Annotated in this window: 16 protein-coding genes and 1 tRNA gene; 5 read left to right on the top strand and 12 right to left on the bottom strand. The window is 62.8% G+C overall.

The genetic code is table 11. The annotated features are described in order from the left end of the window. Positions 1-60: 60 nt before the first annotated feature. Positions 61-2,451, bottom strand: a complete 2,391-nt coding sequence (locus tag ACVOLJ_RS06045) for a hypothetical protein (protein WP_481563705.1) — start codon at positions 2,449-2,451, stop codon at positions 61-63. Positions 2,452-2,502: 51 nt separating this feature from the next. Further along, the gene (locus ACVOLJ_RS06040; RefSeq protein WP_475277793.1) at positions 2,503-2,760 is read right to left on the bottom strand and encodes a hypothetical protein; all 258 of its coding nucleotides are present in this window, start codon (positions 2,758-2,760) and stop codon (positions 2,503-2,505) included. A 356-nt stretch (positions 2,761-3,116) separates the two neighbouring features. Between ACVOLJ_RS06040 and ACVOLJ_RS06035 the strand changes: the two genes are divergently transcribed. Together ACVOLJ_RS06035 and ACVOLJ_RS06030 are read left to right on the top strand one after the other, a co-directional pair. Beyond that, complete coding sequence (locus ACVOLJ_RS06035) at positions 3,117-3,554, top strand: hypothetical protein (RefSeq protein ID WP_481563704.1); 438 nt, start codon at positions 3,117-3,119, stop codon at positions 3,552-3,554. Between the two features lie 219 nt (positions 3,555-3,773). Continuing rightward, positions 3,774-3,938, top strand: a complete 165-nt coding sequence (locus ACVOLJ_RS06030; protein WP_481563703.1) for a hypothetical protein — start codon at positions 3,774-3,776, stop codon at positions 3,936-3,938. 2 nt (positions 3,939-3,940) lie between these two features. Here the strand turns inward: ACVOLJ_RS06030 and ACVOLJ_RS06025 are convergent, their stop codons facing one another. The 10 genes from ACVOLJ_RS06025 to ACVOLJ_RS05980 all read right to left on the bottom strand — a co-directional run bounded on the left by ACVOLJ_RS06025 (position 3,941) and on the right by ACVOLJ_RS05980 (position 13,907). Then, positions 3,941-4,372, bottom strand: a complete 432-nt coding sequence (locus ACVOLJ_RS06025; RefSeq protein ID WP_481563702.1) for a hypothetical protein — start codon at positions 4,370-4,372, stop codon at positions 3,941-3,943. After that, a complete protein-coding gene (locus ACVOLJ_RS06020; protein ID WP_481563701.1) occupies positions 4,369-5,205 on the bottom strand; it encodes an RHS repeat-associated core domain-containing protein in 837 nt (278 codons plus the stop codon). Before ACVOLJ_RS06020 ends, ACVOLJ_RS06025 begins: the two co-directional genes overlap by 4 nt. A 575-nt stretch (positions 5,206-5,780) precedes the next feature. Further along, a complete protein-coding gene (locus tag ACVOLJ_RS06015) occupies positions 5,781-6,215 on the bottom strand; it encodes a hypothetical protein (protein ID WP_481563700.1) in 435 nt (144 codons plus the stop codon). After that, positions 6,212-7,093, bottom strand: coding sequence for an RHS repeat-associated core domain-containing protein (locus tag ACVOLJ_RS06010; RefSeq protein WP_475277791.1), 882 nt, complete (start codon positions 7,091-7,093; stop codon positions 6,212-6,214). The genes ACVOLJ_RS06015 and ACVOLJ_RS06010 overlap by 4 nt, the downstream gene beginning before the upstream one ends. A 545-nt stretch (positions 7,094-7,638) precedes the next feature. Further along, positions 7,639-7,875, bottom strand: coding sequence for a hypothetical protein (locus ACVOLJ_RS06005; protein ID WP_475277790.1), 237 nt, complete (start codon positions 7,873-7,875; stop codon positions 7,639-7,641). Between the two features lie 287 nt (positions 7,876-8,162). Continuing rightward, the gene (locus tag ACVOLJ_RS06000; RefSeq protein ID WP_481563699.1) at positions 8,163-8,522 is read right to left on the bottom strand and encodes a hypothetical protein; all 360 of its coding nucleotides are present in this window, start codon (positions 8,520-8,522) and stop codon (positions 8,163-8,165) included. Continuing rightward, complete coding sequence (locus ACVOLJ_RS05995; protein WP_475277788.1) at positions 8,519-9,439, bottom strand: RHS repeat domain-containing protein; 921 nt, start codon at positions 9,437-9,439, stop codon at positions 8,519-8,521. Before ACVOLJ_RS05995 ends, ACVOLJ_RS06000 begins: the two co-directional genes overlap by 4 nt. 320 nt (positions 9,440-9,759) lie before the next feature. Continuing rightward, positions 9,760-9,835 (bottom strand) — tRNA-Thr (locus tag ACVOLJ_RS05990). 83 nt (positions 9,836-9,918) lie between these two features. Continuing rightward, the gene (locus ACVOLJ_RS05985) at positions 9,919-10,923 is read right to left on the bottom strand and encodes a 2-hydroxyacid dehydrogenase (protein ID WP_481563698.1); all 1,005 of its coding nucleotides are present in this window, start codon (positions 10,921-10,923) and stop codon (positions 9,919-9,921) included. 98 nt (positions 10,924-11,021) lie between these two features. Beyond that, complete coding sequence (locus tag ACVOLJ_RS05980) at positions 11,022-13,907, bottom strand: autotransporter domain-containing protein (RefSeq protein WP_481563697.1); 2,886 nt, start codon at positions 13,905-13,907, stop codon at positions 11,022-11,024. A 243-nt stretch (positions 13,908-14,150) separates the two neighbouring features. Between ACVOLJ_RS05980 and ACVOLJ_RS05975 the strand changes: the two genes are divergently transcribed. From ACVOLJ_RS05975 to ACVOLJ_RS05965, 3 genes are read left to right on the top strand one after another with little or no spacing between them, the layout of a single operon-like run. Next, positions 14,151-14,675, top strand: coding sequence for an RNA polymerase sigma factor (locus ACVOLJ_RS05975; protein ID WP_475277785.1), 525 nt, complete (start codon positions 14,151-14,153; stop codon positions 14,673-14,675). Further along, positions 14,672-15,640: a FecR family protein gene (locus ACVOLJ_RS05970; RefSeq protein WP_475277784.1), complete on the top strand. Its 969-nt coding sequence runs from the start codon at positions 14,672-14,674 to the stop codon at positions 15,638-15,640. Before ACVOLJ_RS05975 ends, ACVOLJ_RS05970 begins: the two co-directional genes overlap by 4 nt. 11 nt (positions 15,641-15,651) lie before the next feature. Then, positions 15,652-18,438, top strand: coding sequence for a TonB-dependent receptor plug domain-containing protein (locus tag ACVOLJ_RS05965; RefSeq protein WP_481563696.1), 2,787 nt, complete (start codon positions 15,652-15,654; stop codon positions 18,436-18,438). Positions 18,439-18,444 lie beyond the last annotated feature (6 nt).

Here is an 18,444-nt window from a genome sequence, read left to right as displayed (position 1 = left end):
GCAACAGGGCCTGGGGCGGACCACCAGGTGGCATCCAGCCCCACAAATTGACCGCTGCGGCTACCGCGCCGCCGACGTTGGAACGTCAGGTGGCAGGTACCACAACGCGTAATGGTCGTCCGCATACACCTGCTCGGCAGCGCCGGAACGCTGCAACCGATCGGCGGCCTGCCAGAGCAGAGTGTGCGTGCCCGTGCCCTCTGCAGGCGCCCTGCGTACTATCAGAAAGCGCACGTCGGTCGCTCGAACGAATCGCAGCGTGCTGTCCAGAGAATCGACCGATGCGGGCCGGGTCAGCGCGATGATATCGAAAGGTTCATAGCGCACGGGCAGCCAGAAGCCATCGCCGCCGACATCGCCCACCACACGTGTGCGTGCCGGGTGCAACTGAAGTCGCGAGGCGAATTCGGTCATGCCGGTGTCGCGCCAGGTCGTCTCGCGCCGCAACTGCATATCGCGCAGCGGGCGATCCATTTTCAGATCAAACGCACGCGTGCCCGGTCCCCACATACCGGTAACCAGGCACATCATTGCCGATGCAGATGCGAACAGATAAAGCAGCACACGCAGTGTGGTTGCGACCGAGGGTACAGCCTGCCACCGGGTAGCAACCTGCTGCACAAGAAACCCGCCATACAGGATCAGGCAGATGATCGGGGTGATGAAATAATTGCCATCCGCTCCGGAGGCCGGAATGTACTTGTTGCCCAGCAGCATGGGGAAGAACAGCAGGCCGATGAACAGCACTGGAGCGGCCCGCCGCCACGCCACCGGCGATGCCCAGCCCAGGACAAGCGTGGCAAGCGCCAGGAACAACCAGACATTGCCGGTCCAGACGATCTGAACCATCGGATAGCGGCGTGGATCGAAAAGATACGTCAGCAGCGTACTGCCCGGCGGAAGATAGACCAGCAGATCACTGGTAGGCAGGCGCCCTGCAGGGGCCCGCAGTTCCATGCCCCAGCCTGCGAACAGGTCCAGCGCAGCGTTCGGTGCAATCAACGGCACCCCGGTCAGCCACCAGGTCCTGGCGGTGATCAGCACGAACACTACGACGCTGGCCATGGCCAGGAGCATTGCCGGCCAGGGCAGCGGAGAACGCGGCAGGCCTCGCCGTTGCAACAATGACCGCGCCCCGAACAGTGCTGCCAGCAGGGCCAGCGCCAGCGCATAGGGAATGTTGGACAGCCGTGCCTGGCTGGCCATCAGCGCCGCCGTCAGGGCAATCCAGAACCACGCCGCGCCATGCCCGTGGCGCAGCCGCAGCACCGCCAGCAACGCGACGCTGAGGAGCCATGCAGCCAGTGCATCCCCCTTGGCCGTCATCGCAACATTGGCGAAGGCCGGCAGTGTCGCCACCAGCGCGATGATCAGAGGGCGCCAGGCGCTGCGCACGCGCAGCTCGCGCAGGATCAGCGAGGCAGTAGCCAATGTGGCCAGCCAGCACCCGATGTTCATGCCCACCACCGCCGGAATGCTGCCCAGCAGCGCCAACGGAATGTGCAGCATCTCGGTCAGCTTGGGGTAGTAATGGACCGGCGCGGTAAGCCCTTCGCTCAGGAATACATTGCCACTGGCCAGCAGTACACGGTCAGCCGCCAGACCGTACCAGTTGGAGTCAAACCCGGTAGAAACCGATGCTTTGGCAAACATCACAAGGCACAACGTGGCGATCAATGCCGCCGTTGCCGGGTGGCTGCGCGAGACCCTGCGAACTGAACCAAGCAGCAGCATGATCAACCGCGGCCCCCGGTAGAACATCAGGGCCGGCAACAACACAACCACAGCCAACCAGCCAAGCCCGGTCATGCTGCCCAGTCCGGCAATCGACGCAAGCCACAGCAACAGCGACCAGCCAACCAGTCCGGCCAGTGCAATCACGACCTGTCCGGCCGGTGCACGACCGACCCGTCCCCCCATCAGGATGCCACCGAGCGCGAACAGGCCCTCCAGATAGACATAGCTGGCGAGCATGGCGAAATCGACGCCGTGGTGGCGGGCGTACAACGCAACTACCGCGATGACAGCCAGCGCACACGCCGGGCCTCGCAACCATCGCACGGCAGCGGTCAGCAGGGCGAACACAGCCAGTGCCTCCAGTCCACCCTGCCATGCCGCGGGCTGACGGATGTGCCAGCCGAAAAGGCCCGGCCCCACCAGCGACCATATGGGTGCTACTACGAAGACCAGCGCCAGCAGGATGACGAAGGCCATGCGCCCCAGAGGATAGGTCACGTCACGTTCCACAGCACAGGAAGCGGCTGAGCTTATTGCAGGTGGCGCAGCGTTGCTACTGCCGTGCTTCGACAACAGCCAAACCTGGGACACCGACACGCAGGCGCGTGCCCCCTGAGGGGTGCAGGGCAAGCGCCAGCGAAGCCGGACGATCCAGACGACCGGACAGGAGGCTCCGACCATTGGCCGGGGCATTTGCTGGAACGGGTGCCGCAAACAGAATTGGAACCTGCAACCAGCCGCTTTTGACTCCAGATCGACGATTCCTCAGTCGCTGGACGCATCAGTCTGATCAGCGATAGAGCCGACGAAACCGATGATCTCCTCGATCTCGACGCCTCGTTGATTAGGCTCATCGTCAGACCCCAAGCCGGTCTCCGAGAACTCTTGCAACAATAAATCGATCAGCAACTCGCGATCGCGTTCGAGAAGGTGTTTGACGCCTTCGTCAGGCAACTGAAACCTGCGCTTCGCTGCGATTTCGACCAAGAGAGAATGCAGACGGGAGGAGATGGACTGTGTCATTTCATTCCACCTTGGGGTCTCTCAACCCATCGCTGTTTCTTGGAATCGCAGTTATGACCTTACCTTCACCATTCAGGACAGGTCAAGGCCCAAACAAAAATCCCCGGCCAAGGCCGGGGCTTTTCATACAACTGGTGCCGGAAATAGGAATCGAACCTACGACCATGTCCCAATGACTCGCCTATCGAATGGCGGCAGCAGAAATTTAGCGGCCACGCTCAACACCTCCCGTCGTCAGCGGGCGAGCGGGAGAAGAAGACTGAATCGCCTTCTTGAGCAAAAATCTCCGCAACTATTAGCGGATCACTCCTGGAAAGATCATACGGGCAGAACACTTCCGCACAATACCCATCCCGATGCTCCAGGAACACTTTAACCGCATCGAGACCAGCATCATCACTATGCGTCAACCTTACATTGGAAGCTATACCGCATGCGATCGCACGATCCTTCTGCTCCTGCGGCGCCAACTGAAGCAGCCTCATCCGATCCGCAGCGCCTCCACCATCCACCTTGACGCCCGTATGCACCATATCTCAAGTGGAGGCAAGGTAAATTCCAAACGGGTGAAACTCTCCATGCTCGACAAGCATCTTTCTGGCAAACTGCAGCATGTCTTCGAGTATTATCTCGACCTGTTCTTTAGGCGTCATCTTTTAGGCCCCAGGTCATCTCGGCGAACAGTTGTCGACTGCCCCTCCACCGCCCAAAAGCGTGAAGCTCTGGGATCGGTGATTTCGAACAACCCTGAAGGGACAGGAATCAATCGTCCGAACTCATCTTCGACTCCGTAGGGAGTCAAACCATGGTATTCGCCCTTCTCGAAGATGCAGGCAACTGTGTACACAAGGTACTCATGCCCAACGTTGATCGGGAACTCCCTCCGCCGATCTGTACCCAACGAAGGCGACACATCCATGCCGATTCTCAACGCCCGTACTTTCATACGACACTCGCTTATGGATTGATCACAGTTTTTGGCTCGATGATCTGACCAGTCTCAGAATTGCGGGATGTTGGAGAACCACCATCGGCGTGTCGCTCGACATGATGCCTCGTTGCGCTCTCATCCAATCAACGTGATCATTGAGCGGCGCTTCATCCGCCTTACGAACGATCGCATGGATTCCGATGACTTTGCCACCGGAATTGTTTATCTCAACGCCATTGAGGAGTAAAACTATCGTTCGCAGTAGTAGGGGTAGACAGGAAATGATAGCGAGCGAGCTGCGTCAGCTGCGATGACTTCCGCATCGCCAAATGCTGCATAGGCAATGCTGGCCCGCAAGGTTTGACCTGGCTCCAAGCGAACCTCGCCACATCCTCCGGGGCAGTACGCGGTCATAGCTGCTTTCGGATGCAGAGGACCGTTGGTCGTGGTCAACACGGCTCCTTCGTAACCCATCGGAAACGTTCCATTTTCGATAGGCCAGCTTTCCTTTGACAGGCAAAGAGGCCCGTCAGCGGCAGAATCCAAAACTACATCGTATCGCTTTTCCGTCGCGCGGTCAGTCACAGAAACGCTGAGATCCTTGGAGTCCGCACGCCGAAGCTGAGTTGCACAGGCCGGTATCAACATGCACAACAAGGCAGCCACCAATAATTTTTTCATCGAGCCTGATCCATGATGTGGTCCGGATTGATAAGGCGCTGCTCACTGGGCAACGTCTTGAAGATATTTTGCTGCTGAGGGGTTCCAAACTTGTATGCCGTGTCTCCATTGAAGAGCTGGTCCTTATAGCCCAGCACGGCATGTCCGGTTTCGTGGCCCGCCCCCCAGGCCAATTTGGAGGAATCACTAAAACTCGCATGCGTAGTGTTGACGATGACCATTTTCGGCCCGGCAGTAGGCACCCCCGCCAAGGTATCTCCAGCGCCCCCATACGTGGCGGTGATTTGTGCGCCCGTCATGCCATTAGCCGGAATGGCTCCTGCGCTGGTATCCCGCAATGCCGCAGCCATGGAACTCATATCCGAGGCTGCCTTGGACATATTCTCTGCCGTCGCTGAGCCAGCGCCAAAGTTCCGCTCAAATGCCTTCTCGGCGCGCTGAAGCGATTTACCTCCTTCGGCCATGGCGGCGGTGATCTTTCCAGCCGCCTTCTCCAAGCTACCTGCGGCACCTTGTTGGGCGCGGTCGAACTGATTCCATTGTCTCTCGGTCCAGCCCGTACCACGTGACAGGCGTCCGTCTGGGTCGGTGAAGCGATACGGATTCCCGTTCGCATACCGATACCGATTGAACTGGTCAACCGGACCTTCATGCGCAGTTACAGGATCCACGGACAAGAACATACCAAGCTCAGGATCCATGTACCGCTGCTGCATGTAGCTCAGCCCGGTGGCCGAGTCACTCACATGCCCGGTATACCCCGGTCCGTCCGTGACCTGACCGCCGACCACTGCACCGTAGGGCTCGTAGTCATATAGCGCTTGATCACACATTACCACTGGCATCGCTCTCAGCTACCACCGAGCCAAGGGCGTCCGTGTGGATGTACGTCACCGTCGTCTGTGCGATTGCGGATGGCGACACGCCAAGGCCAATGAGCAGCACGCAGCAAAGCCTGGTACCAGATGCCCCCAATTTGCGAATTCGATCTTCAAATCCTCTGAAGCGGGTCGACACACCGCCTGCAGTTCCCCCGAACCTGCGCATCCTTCCAATCCCTGAAAGAGCCTTGAAGCAAGGCTGGGTATTCATAGCACAGGAGTGAGGATCGAGGAATTTGGCGGATGCATTTGAGCAGACGCGATGTCCAGGCGGAGGTGCCCAGTGGCCGCATCGCTCGGCGCGGACGCGAACAATCCGCAACTGGCAGCAGGGACGCCAAGCAAGCAATCATTCCGGCACGAATTTCTCACAAATCATTGAGTTACAACGCCCGCACAAACAAAAAGCCCCGACCAAGGCCGGGGCTTTTCATCAAACATGGTGCCGGAAACAGGAGTCGAACCTGCGACCTACGCCACAACGATTCACCTATCGAACGGCGGCACCAGGCATTCAGCGGTCAAGCTCAACACCTCTCGTCGTCAGCGGGCGAGCGGGAGAAGAAGACTGCATCGCCTTCTTGAGCAAAAATTTCCGCAACTATCAGCGGATCACTCTTGGAAAGGTCATACGGGCAGAACACTTCCGCACAATACCCATCCCGATGCTCCAAGAACACTTTAACCGCATCGAGACCAGAATCATCATTCTGCGGCAGCCATACATTGGAAGCTATGCCGTATGCGATCGCACAATCCTTCCGCTCCTGCAGCGCCAACCGAAGCAGCCTCATCCGACCTGCGGCGCCTCCACCATCCATCTTGACGCCCGTATGCACCATATCTCCAGTAGAGGCAAGGTAAACTCCAAATGGGTGAAACTCTCCATGCTCTACAAGCATCTTTCTGGCGAACTTCAGCATGTCTTCGAGTATTCTCTCGACTTGCTCTTTGGGCGTCATCTTTTAGGTCCTAAGTCATCTCGTCGAACAATTGTTGACTGCCGTTCCACCGTAGAGCTTACCTTAGTATCTGTGCCCGTGACGACAACATGCTCTCGCCCAGTCGCCTGAGCATGTTCCCGCTGCGCTCTGAGTTGCGACGAATCAGACAGTCGTTTTGTATCCTTAATTTCGCCAACCTGTCGAGAATTCTTGAAATCAGGAATTGTCGCCCCGTGCGAGGTCAGCGCCTTTTCCGTGTTCTTGACTTCACCAATCGCTCCAAGAACTCTTGCTTCCGACGCTACCCCTCGTGCCATCGCGCCAGCGCCATCACCCACGATGGGGACTAGGCCAACGGCTGCGGCAGCTATGTTGATAGCAGAAGGATCTTGAACTGCAGTAATCGCACCCTTGACGTCACCGACGATAGGGGTGAAGTCCGCGACCATCGAGGCTGCTTCGCGGAACGCCTGTCTAGTTTCAGGCTTCGTCCAGTCCGTTTCGTAGACCGAACGCGGCAGACTCTGCCGCCCATCAGGATCCGTGAACTTGTACGGATTGCTGTTCGCGTACCGGTACCGATTGAACTGCCCTATCGGATTGCTATACGCCGTCACAGGATCCACGGACAGGAACACCCCCAACTGCGGATCCATGTACCGCTGCTGCATGTAGCTCAGCCCGGTAGCCGCATCGCTCACATGGCCGGTATACCCCGGCCCGTCTGTGACCTGACCACCCACCACGGCGCCGTAAGGCTCGTAGTCATACCGTTTGATTACGTTGCCATTGGCATCGCTCTCGGCGACAACCGAGCCCAAGGCGTCCGTATGGATGTACGTGACCGTCGTCTGTGCGATCGCGGATGGCGACACGCCAAGGCCAATGAGCAGCACGCAGCAAAGCCTGGTGCCAAATGCCCCAATTTGCGAATTCGATCTTCAAATCCTCTGAAGCGGGTCGACACACCGCCTGCAGTTCCCCCGAACCTGCGCATCCTTCCAATCCCTGAAAGAGCCTTGAAGCAAGGCTGGGTATTCATAGCACAGGAGTGAGGATCGAGGAATTTGGCGGATGCATTTGAGCAGACGCGATGTCCAGGCGGAGGTAGCGCGGGCAGCTAGGGGCCTAGGAAGCCGAAGGGGCAAGCTCACCGCGAGATTCGGAAATCCTTGGCTGCCAGCCATGGGCTGGCGCTACTGGGAGAGCACGCGATCCGCCGGGCATGGCCCGGTGCCACCAGCGCACAAAAAAGCCCCGACCATGGCCGGGGCTTTTCATTACAACTGGTGCCGGAAATAGGAATCGAACTACGACCTATACCTGGAATCAGGGATTGAGCTGACCGCCACGCGCCGCGTGACATTTGCATGACCGCGCCCATTCCAGAAATGAATCAGGTACGAAGCATCTCCCGGCCGCACCAAAAACGGGCACTCATTTATGCTCCCTCCTCCCAAGGGCCATCAACGACCCTCCCAGTCCATATGCCTTCTATTCCAGGCGACACTACAATGATCCTAGCGGCAAGATCACCGTCTGATCCTATCAAAAGCATTTCTCTTTCGAGAACCAGATGTTCTCTTTTCAAGTCCTCCAGCGTCCCAGTGAGATTGAGCCTCAGGAAGCCATCAGGATCTCTGTTGTTGAAGTCGACAAATATTCTGATCTCAGGCATCTATGGCCTCTGCAACCCTTCAACGACCGGGACCGGGTTGGATACTATCGGGGAAAATAATCGACTGGCTGTTTCAGGCTCAAGCCCCACTACTGTGGCGAGCATCGGCGAGACCCCACCCGTCGAGGCGACATCGCCTCCTGCGGCCCTCACCTGCCCAACCGCAGGCGGCTCATACGCGGTGACCGAATCCACAGACAGGAACACACCCAGCTGCGGACACATGCACCGCTGCTGGCAGTTAACCTGCGAGGGGTTATCCCTAACGCCGCCCCTCATCCAAAGATTCAAGCCGCCAACACATCTACGATTGGAAACGCGAAGAATTTAAGATAGGGTGCTGGCTCAATACTGAAATCAGCCGACTCCAAACTCCAAACGCTTGGATCCCCTAAGAAAATCGCACCTCGGCGCCCGTACAACTCATTGCGCAGCAGACGATCAAGGCCATCCATGTCTGCATCAGTGAGAAAGCCCTCAATCATTCGCTTCTCCTGCGCAAGAAGATTGAACACAAAGTAGACCCTATCCTGCAAGGGTTTGCTGAAGTCTGCCTCCACGCAGATTGCGTAGAAGTATCGACCACCATCTTCCATCACTTGCTGCAACTCACCGTCGTACCATTCCACAAGCAAGTCGATCTTCATTTGTAAACCTCATTGAACTTCTGAGCCACCTTCTCCGTTACCGGCTTGGGGAGTTCCACAGTATGGTGGTTCGGATTGCTCCCGGTTTGAGGTGTATTGAATGCGCTCTTTGCCTCCTCCTGACCGGCGACCCGGTGTTTGATTTTATCTGCCGCACTCACCCTCTCCTGCGCTTTGACCGAAACCCCATGCGGGAATCCGGCCTTCTCTGCCTTGACGGCTTGAGCTGCCAGCGACTCAGCGCTCTCTGCGCCCTTTCCAAATCGGACAAAGAACCCTGCCGCCTTGACCCCGCTCTTCCCGCCCGGGGCACGGGACAACACCGCGCCCACAATCATCCCCTTGAAATCCCCATTCAAGGCGTCTGCAACAGTTCCCAACGGGCTTCCGATCGTATTCAGAACCCGACTTGGCTCCCCCTTCCACGCCTGTTCAAACTCAGCCTCCGTCATGCACGCCCCCGTGCTTGTATAACAGCGGCCGTCCGGGTCCTTGAACCTGTAAGGGTTGCTCGCAGCGTAACGATAGCGATTGAACATTCCGACAGGATTCTCGTGAGCCGTCACCGGATCAACCGAAAGGAATACTCCCAACTGCGGATCCATGTACCGCTGCTGCATGTAGCTCAGCCCGGTAGCCGCATCGCTCACATGACCCGTATACCCCGGCCCGTCCGTGACCTGACCGCCGACCACTGCACCGTAGGGCTCGTAGTCATAGCGCTTGATCACATTACCACTGGCATCGCTCTCAGCTACCACCGAGCCAAGGGCGTCCGTGTGGATGTACGTCACCGTCGTCTGAGCGATTGCGGATGGCGACACGCCAAGGCCAATGAGCAGCACGCAGCAAAGCCAGGTGCCAAATGCCCCCAACTTGCGAATTCGATCTTCAAATCCTCTGAAGCGGGTCGACACACCGCCTGCAGTTCCCCCGAACCTGCGCATCCTTCCAATCCCTGAAAGAGCCTTGAAGCAAGGCTGGGTATTCATAGCACAGGAGTGAGGATCGAGGAATTTGGCGGATGCATTTGAGCAGACGCGATGTCCAGGCGGAGGTAGCGCGGGCAGCTAGGGGCCTAGGAAGCCGAAGGGGCAAGCTCACCGCGAGATTCGGAAATCCCTGGCTGCCAGCCATGGGCTGGCGCTACTGGGAGAGCACGCGATCCGCCGGGCATGACCCGGTGCCACCAGCGCACAAAAAAGCCCCGACCATGGCCGGGGCTTTTCATTACAACTGGTGCCGGAAATAGGAATCGAACCTACGACCTACGCATTACGAATGCGCCGCTCTACCAACTGAGCTATTCCGGCGAAGCAGGCAATTTTACGGTCGCCCTGCCCCTGCGGTCAATCCGCCCGTGACGATAGCCGTCAAACGCCCGCCACCCGGGCGCTCAGCCCGCCTGCACCCGGTTTGCACAGGCCCGTCCTGCGGCGAAATCGGCCAGATTGCCCAGCGTGATCGCCGAGATCTCCTGCAGCGCCTCCACGGTGAAGAAGCCCTGGTGGCCGGTCACCAGTACGTTGGGGAAGGTCATCAGGCGCTGGAAGGCCTCATCGTCGATGATCTCGCCGGACAGGTCCTGGAAGAACAGCGCGCTTTCCTGTTCGTACACGTCGATGGCCAGATGGCCCAGCCGGCGCGACTTCAGCGCGCGGATCACGGCATGGGTATCGACCAGGCCGCCACGCGAGGTGTTGACCAGCATCGCGCCGGGCTTCATCCGCGCCAGCGAAGTGTCGTCGATCAGGTGCTGGGTGTCGGGCGTCAACGGGCAATGCAGCGAGACGACATCCGAGCGGGACAGCAGCTCGTCCCGTTCAACCATCACGCCGACCTCCGCGAACGCCGGTGAGGGATAGGGATCGTGGCCCAGCACGCTGCAGCCCATGCCGCGGAAGATGCGCGCAGTGGCCAGCCCGATCTTGCCGGTGCCGACGATGCCCACGGTCTTGCCATGCAGGGTGCGGCCGAGCAGACCGTCGAGCATGAAGTTGCCTTCGCGCACGCGGTTGTAGGCACGGTGGGTCTGCCGGTTGAGGGTCATCACCAGCGCCAGTGCATGCTCGGCCACCGCCTCAGGTGAATAGGCCGGTACGCGCGCCACGAACAGGTCCAGCGCGGCGGCAACGGCCAGGTCCACGTTGTTGAATCCGGCGCAACGCAGCAGCACCGCGCGTACGCCCAGCGCATGCAATGCGTGCAGCACCTGCGCATCCAGCCGGTCGTTGACGAACACGCAGACGGCGGCACAGTCCTGTGCCAGTGCTGCGGTGTGCACCTCCAGCGTGGCATCGAAATAGACGAACGCGAATGCCTGCCCTGCCCCGTCGCGCAGGTTGGCTTCCTCAAGGAAGCGGCGATCGTAGGGACGGGCACTGAAAACGGCGATCTGCATGGGAAAGGCCTGCGCGGGAATTCGCCATGACCATAACGCACCGGCCAACCGCTGGGGATGGCACCGGCGGCGCGATGGCCGCCGGTGCCGGTACTGCGTCAGAACGTATAGCCCAGGCCCAGCATCACGCCGTTCTGCAGCTGGCCGTCGCGGCGCTCGCCCACGTAGTCGACCATCACCGACAGGCGATCGCTGGCGCGGCTGGTCACACCCAGGTTCCAGGCCAGCACCTGCTCGCCCACGGTCTGGCTGCTGGCGCCGAACAGCAGGTCCGGTGCGGCGGCAAAGCCGGTGCTGTAGCGGGCCTGGGTATCACCCAGCTCCTTCTGCCAGACCACGCGCGCGCGCGGCGTGATGCGCTCGCCGTTGTTGCCTTCAAAGGTCTTGAACAGCTGCAGGCCGGCACCCACACGGATGCTTTCCAGGCTGTCGCCGCGGCCGACCAGGGCACCGGCGCCCTGCCCTTCATTGAAACGCGTGGCCGAGGTACGTGCGTAGTCCACCACCGGCAGCAGCGGCTGGATCACCACGCCGTTGCCGGTGGTGAACGAGAAGCCGTGCTCCAGCCGCGCGGAGATCGCATCGTTGCTGTACTTGGCACGCAGCGGGTTCTCCAGCCCATCGATGCCGGCAATGCTGCGGCGGGTGTCGTGGCGCAGGTCGGTGTAGCGCACCGACGCCGACAGGTAACCCCGCGCATAGGTGGCATCCAGGTAGCCGCCCACATCCAGCGCACGCACGTCGCCGCTGAACCCGGAGCCGTCGCGCCCCTTGGTCGACATGTCGGCTGCGGCGACGCTGACGCCCAGGGTCACCCGGTCGTCGGCCAGCTGTGTATCGGCACCCAGCACGATACCGCCCACGGTGTGGCTCAGGCCGGCCACGCCGCCCTCGCCATCGATGCGGCCATGGCTGCCGAAGCCGCGGCCCCAAAGGCCGTGGTTGCGCGGTGCTTCGCCGCCGAAGTCGGTGCTGCCGCCACCCGCCCCCGCCGGTTCGACCAGATGCATGGCCAACTGGTTGAACAGGCTGCCATTGGCCATGCCCGGCTGCGCCGAGGCTGCCTGCGCCGCCTGTGCGGCCAAGCCACCGGCGTCACCGCTTCCACTGCGTCGTGCGGCCTGGTGCTGCTGCACCACCGTGCCGATGCTGCCCACCAGGGCGTTGTCGGCCAGGCGCAGGCTGGCATGCGCATCACCGCGCAGTGCACCGGCCTGCTGCGCGATCACGTCGCGGTCGGCGAACTGCAGTGCGCCCAGCAACGGCTTCAGGCCGGCATCCTGGCGGCCCGCGGCAGTAGCCAGCGCACGGCCGAGGCCATCGCTGCCGTTGCCGGCGGTGAGCTGCGCCAGCTGGTCGAAGCCCGGGTTCGCCGTCAGCGACAGGCCCTCGGCGGTCTGGTTGATGTTGAAGCTCAGCAGCGAGTTGTGGCGTGGACGGAACACCTCGCCGTCGGTGATGCTGGCGGTGTACCCGGTATCCCCCAGACGCACCGCATCGGTGAAGCCGCCCTGGTAGATCGGCCCGCTCACCAGTTCACGCTGGTAGTTGCCGGCATAGAAGCCCTGCGCCACGTTCAGTTCAAGGTGTGCACCGGGCGAGATCACCAGCGCGCCTTCGTTGGCACCGTCATCGAAGAATTCACCCACGCGCAGGCGGCCATTGCCTGCGCCGCCGGTCTCGGTCACGTCGAACAGCACTTTGCCACCCGGCATGATGTTGACGTAGCCATGGGTGACCAGGTCGCCACCGCGCGGCATCAGCGTGCCGTACACGCGCAGGCGGTTGAAGCCATCTTCGCGGAAAGAGGGACCGGTGCCGCCAAGCAGGGCGTCGGAATCGTTGCCGACCGAGGCGATATCACCGTGGCCAACCACCATGCCGGCGGCCAGCACGCGCAGTTCCGGGGTGCGCAGAGCGCCGCCTTCCAACGCGATGGTGCCGTTCTCCACCAGCATGAAATCGGCGCCGGTGGTCTCTGCGGTGCGCCAGGTGGCGCCCTTGCTCACGCGGATGACGCCGGCCGAGTTGCCCAGCGTGGAGGCGTCCAGCTCGGACAGGCGCAGGCTCGCCAGCAGGTCGGCCTGGATGCCCGGATCGCTGAGCAGTTCCTGTACCGAGAACGCGCCGATGCCATTGGGGCCGCGGGCGGCGAAGTTGTAGATGCTGACCGCCTGGTTGATGTAGGTGCTGGCCCAGTCGGTATTCCAGCGCGCGAAGTCGTCATCGACGAACGCCTGCAGCTGGCGCGCAGTACGCAGGTAGCCCGGGTTGATGTCGCCGCTGACATTGCCGGTGACGTTGAGGGTATCGCCCGGGTCGCGGTAGCCGGCGGCGGTGATGATGTTGTTGCTGTAGATGTCCTGGCCGGGGAAGGTTTCCAGCCTGCGGCCGCTGCCATCGGGATCGAAGCTGACCGACGCACCGGTGGTGCGGGACGGGTCGCGGAACACCAGCAGCCCGTTGGGCTGCACCACCTCATACATGGCCTTGTGCAGCAGGCCGGCATCCATGCCGCCACCGTAGTTGCCGGTGTAGATCTCGGTCATCCGCGGCGACGGCGTGTAGATCACCTTGCCGCCGCTGCTGGCCGCGTGGATCTGTACCGAGTCGACCAGGGGCAGGTCACCGGCCAGGTAACGCTCGACACCACCGGACTGCATGATCGAGCACGAGGAGATGCAATGACCGGACACGATGGTGTTCAGGCCGTTGGTGCGGATCACGCCCTGCAGCCACTCACCGGCAATCAGCGCGCCACCGTTGGAGGTGCGCAGCACGACTTCGCGGATCGGGCGGCCTTCGGCCTGCGCCTTGGCCAGCAGGGCGGGCAGCGCGACCACGTCGGCGACGGTGACACCGCCGCTGAGTACGACGCGATCGCCCTGCACGTGATAATTCATTGCCATGACGTCATGCGCCTGGCCAAGGGCTGCGATGCCCACCACAGCGGCCAGGGCGATGCTCAACTTCGAATGCTTCATTGCGTTCTCTCTCTCCACCCGCACCACGCGGGTCGAAAGCAGAACGCCGCAGCAGCACGAACGCCCCCAGTGCGGCCGTCGAAAAAACATGAATGCATTCACAATGGAAATGCGAAAGAAACACGGGCTTCCCCATCCGGTCACCGTCGCGTAAAACTCGATCACGCGTCCGTCACCGTCATCCGAGGCCCTCCCCTGTCCGTGCCCTCCCCTCTGCTCCGTCCAGCACCGGACCTGCCCGGGGTGCCGGACGTCTTCATCGCATTCGTACGCGAGGAACGCGCGCCGCTGTGCGCTTTCCTGCGTGCGCGCGGCGTCGGTCCCGACGATGCCGAGGACATCGCCCAGGACTGCATGGAACGGCTGATCCGCTACCGTGCACACGGCGCCGAGGAGCTGCGCCTGCTGCTGTACCGCATCGCCCGCAACCGCCTGGCCGACCGCGGACGCGGCCCGCAATCGCGCACCCACCTGCCGCTGGCCGAACGCGACGGCAACGAAGAAGCCGCCAGTGCTTCTCCTGACCCGCTGCGTCAGGCAGAATCCGGGCAGATGCTCGCCCTGCTGCGCCAGGCGCTGTTCAAGCTGCCCGAACGCGCCCGCGAGGTGTACCTGCTCAACCGCATCACCGGGATGAGCTATACACAGATCGCCCGGCATTGCGGCATCACCGCCAAAACGGTGGAAAAACATATTGCCCGCGCATTGCAGGGCCTGCGCAAGGAGCTGGGCCCCGATCCTCTCCACAACGATGGAGACGCCGAATGATCCGCAACGAAAACAGGGATGACACGTTGCCTTTTGAACACGCAAGCGCCTGGGTTGCCAGGCTGGAAGCTGCGGACTGCAGCGCCGAGGAACGCGAGGCGTTCGAAGACTGGCTGGCCGAGGACCCCGCGCACGTCAGCGCATGGGTGCAGGCCGAGAAGCTGCACCAGCGCAGCGCGGGGCTGGCCAGCGACCCATGGGTGCGCACGGCGGCGGCACGCAGCGCACGCCAGCCGCGGCGCCGCTGGCTGCCGGGCGTGGCGGCGGCCGCAGGCGTCTGCCTGGCAGTCGGCCTGGGCTGGATGCTTTACACCGACGGCAATCCCACGCCACTGATCTACGCCAATGCCAGCCAGCAGCCCCAGCTGCGTACGCTGGCCGACGGCAGCACCGCCACGCTCGATGCCGACACCACGCTCACCGCACGCTTCGGCTGGCGCAAGCGTGAGCTGGCGCTCGAACACGGTCGCATCCAACTGCAGGTGGCGCCGTCTTCGCGCTCGCTGCGGGTGCAGGCCGGCAGCAGTTCGATCCGCGACATTGGCACCACTTTCCAGGTCGAGCGCCTGACTGATGGCCGGGTCGAGGTCGCGCTGCTGGAAGGCGTGGTGGAAGTCACCAGTGGCAACGCGCAGCACACGCTTTCGCCGGGCCAGCAGCTGCAGGTGCTGGCTTCGGGCAGGATCCAGCCCGGCCCGCAGCTGTCCACCACGGCCGCAGCCGAAGCCTGGCCGCAAGGCAAGCTGGTGTTCGACGGCACACCGCTGGCCACGGTGGTTGAGCGCATGAACCGCTATGGCAGCACGCCGCTGGTGGTTGCCGACCCGGATATCGCCGATCTTGCCGTCAGCGGCACCTTCCGCGCAGGCGACGCGCACGAACTGCTTTCCGCCCTGGAGCTGGGGTGGTCCATTGCTGGCCAGCCGCGCTCGGATGGCGCGCTGGAACTGCGCCGCACCTACTGAGGCGGCGGCCGATGCCGTCGCCGGGCGTGCTGCGATGCGGGCTGCTGCATGCCCTGCTGGGTGCTGTACTGGTGCCCGCCCTGGGTACCACGGCGACAGCAGCAACCCAGGCGCCTGCGCCGATCGACTATCGCATCAAGCCCGGTCCACTGGCCCCGGCACTGCAGCAGTGGGCCCGCCAGAGCGGCATCGCGCTGGTGTACGACGCGCGTGAGCTGGCGGATCTGCGCACGCCGGGTGCAGCGGGCGCGCTGGCGCCGGCCGCCGCACTGAAGCAGCTCGTCGCCGGCATGCCGGTGAACATCCTGCAGACGCCCAGTGGTGGTTTCGTGGTGCGCCGGCATGCCGCGCCAACCGCAGTCGCGGTGCCACCCGCCAAACCGCCCGTACCGCCGCCGCCCCCCAGGCCTGTGCAGGTGGAGCTGGCGCCGATCCATGTCACCGGCAGCCGCTTGCCGCGCACTTCGGTGCAGACCACGTTGCCGGTCACGGTGATCGATCGCGAGGATATCCTCCGCAGCGGCTATGGCACCCTGTTCGATCTGCTGCGCCACCTGCCCGGAATGAACGGCCACCCGCCGCTGAGCACCTCGCGCGGCGGCGATTCGCTGTACCTGCCGGTGGGCGCGGCGGCGACCACCAGCCTGGATGGCATGGGACCGCGTGCCACCCTGTTCCTGGTCAATGGCCGCCGCCTGCCGCGTTACCCGATGGTGTCGCTGGAAGAAGGCGGACTGACCGACCTGGGCGGCATTCCCCTCAGCTTTGTCGAACGCGTCGAACTGGTGCGCGGCGGCGCATCGGCCATCTATGGCGCCGATGCCATGTCCGGGGTGGTCAACATCATCCTGCGCGATCAGGCCGAAGGGCCAGAGGCGACGCTGCAGTCGGGTGTCAGCAGCCGCGGGGATGGCGACCAGTACCGCCTGCAGGCCGCAACCGGGGGCGTGCGCGAAGGTGGCGATCGCTGGTTTGCCGGCGTCGACCTGCATCGCATCCAGCACGTGGCCGGTGACCAGCGCGACTGGCATGCCGAGACTTCGCTGTATCCGATCGGCCTGATCATGGCCAACGGCGATTACTACCCGGCCACGCAGTGCCATGCACCGTTGCAACGCGAGGAGGATGGCTGCTGGTTCGACAACGCCCGCCCACGTTCGCTGCAGCCCGCGTCGGAAACACTGTCGGGCTACCTGCGCTACCGCCACGAACGCGGCGAGGGGCGCTACGCCTACGTCGAAGCCCGCGCCAGTCACAACCGCCAGCGCTTTGAACTCGGCCCGACCGCGGTCGCGCTCAATTTCAACCGCGGCGCGGTTCTCAACGTGGTCCTGCAGGAGGGTGGCGAAGTACGTCCGCGCGTGCATGCCACCGAAGGTGACCTCAGCGTCGGCATGGGCCGCGAACGTCCCGGCCGCAGCTGGGATGCCGGCGTGAGCGCGCAGCGCAGCCAGGTCGACCTGCGCACAGAAGGTACCGTGCGCAGCGAACGCCTGCTGGAGGCGGCGCGCACACTGGATTTCCTGCCCGGCTTTTCCACGCTGCCCGCCGGGCTCGCCGCTGAACTGTTTCCGGCGATCCACAACCGTGGGCGCACCGAACAGTGGCAGGGCTGGTGGGGCGTGCAGCGCACGCTGATGACGTTGCCTGGCGGCCCGGCACAGCTGGCGACGGGCATCGACCTGCGCCGCGAACGCTGGACCTCGCTGCCCGACCCGCTGCTGGGCAAGGGCGAGCTCGCATTGGGCCTGCCGGTGGAGCAACGCCGGTTGTCGCGGCAGAGCAACGCGGCCTATGCCGAACTGGGCCTGCCGCTGGCATCAACCCTGCGCCTTGACCTGGCCGCGCGGTTGGACCGCGATGGTGGCGACAGCGCGTTCTCGCCGCGCGCCGGCCTGCGCTGGAGCCCGGGCCCGCACTGGTCGTTCCTGGTGGCCAGCGGCCGTGGCTACCGCGCGCCCAGCCTGTTCGAGCAGCGGCGTCCACCCGGCTATTTCGGCCTGCTCCCCCTGCCGGCATCGGACAGCCTGCCAGCCTGCGCGCGTCCGCTGCGCGGCGGCGGTTGTGCGGTGGAGGTCGAAGTGGTCGAGAACAATGCACTGAAGGCCGAGACCTCACGCAGCCATTCACTGGCCGCCAGCTGGACACCCAGCGATGCATTCTCGCTCTCCCTGACCCACAACATCGTCGAGCTGCGCAACGAGATCCTGGCGCTGCAACCCGGCGATGCGCTGTGGAATCCCGGCACCTGGGAACTGGATGATCAGGGCCGCCTGCGCGACCTGCGCCTGTCCTTCGACAACATCGGCCGCACCACGTCGCGCAACTGGGTGCTGCGTGGCGAGTACCGCATCGATGACGGTCGCAACGGGCAGTGGCAGTTCTCGCTGGACGCACTGAAGCAGCAGGAGCTGCGGCGTGATCGCAGCCATGGCAGGTCGGTGGACCTGCGTGGGCATGCCACGCCGGCGAACGCGGCCATCGTCAACGTGCAGTGGCAGAACCCTTCCTGGGACATCGCCCTGCGTGGCAACCGCGTGGGCCGCACGCGTGCATGGCTGGCCGGCGAGGACTGTGCGCAGGAACAGCACGCGCAGCGACGTTGCATGAACCCGGCGCAGCTGCGCTGGAACCTGCACCTGGCACGCCGGCTGGGCCCGCGCGTGACCGCTGCACTGGATGTGCACAACCTGCTGGACACCCAACCGGTGAATCACCTGGTGGGCAGTGGTGGGCAGATGGCCGGGCTGGACGACCCGCTGGGGCGCTACTTCCTGCTGACCCTGCAGTTCCGCTGAGCGTAG

Source organism: Stenotrophomonas sp. STEN046, assembly GCF_056759755.1.
Note: the sequence above shows the minus strand (reverse complement) of the source record. Positions and strands in the feature narration are given on the sequence as shown.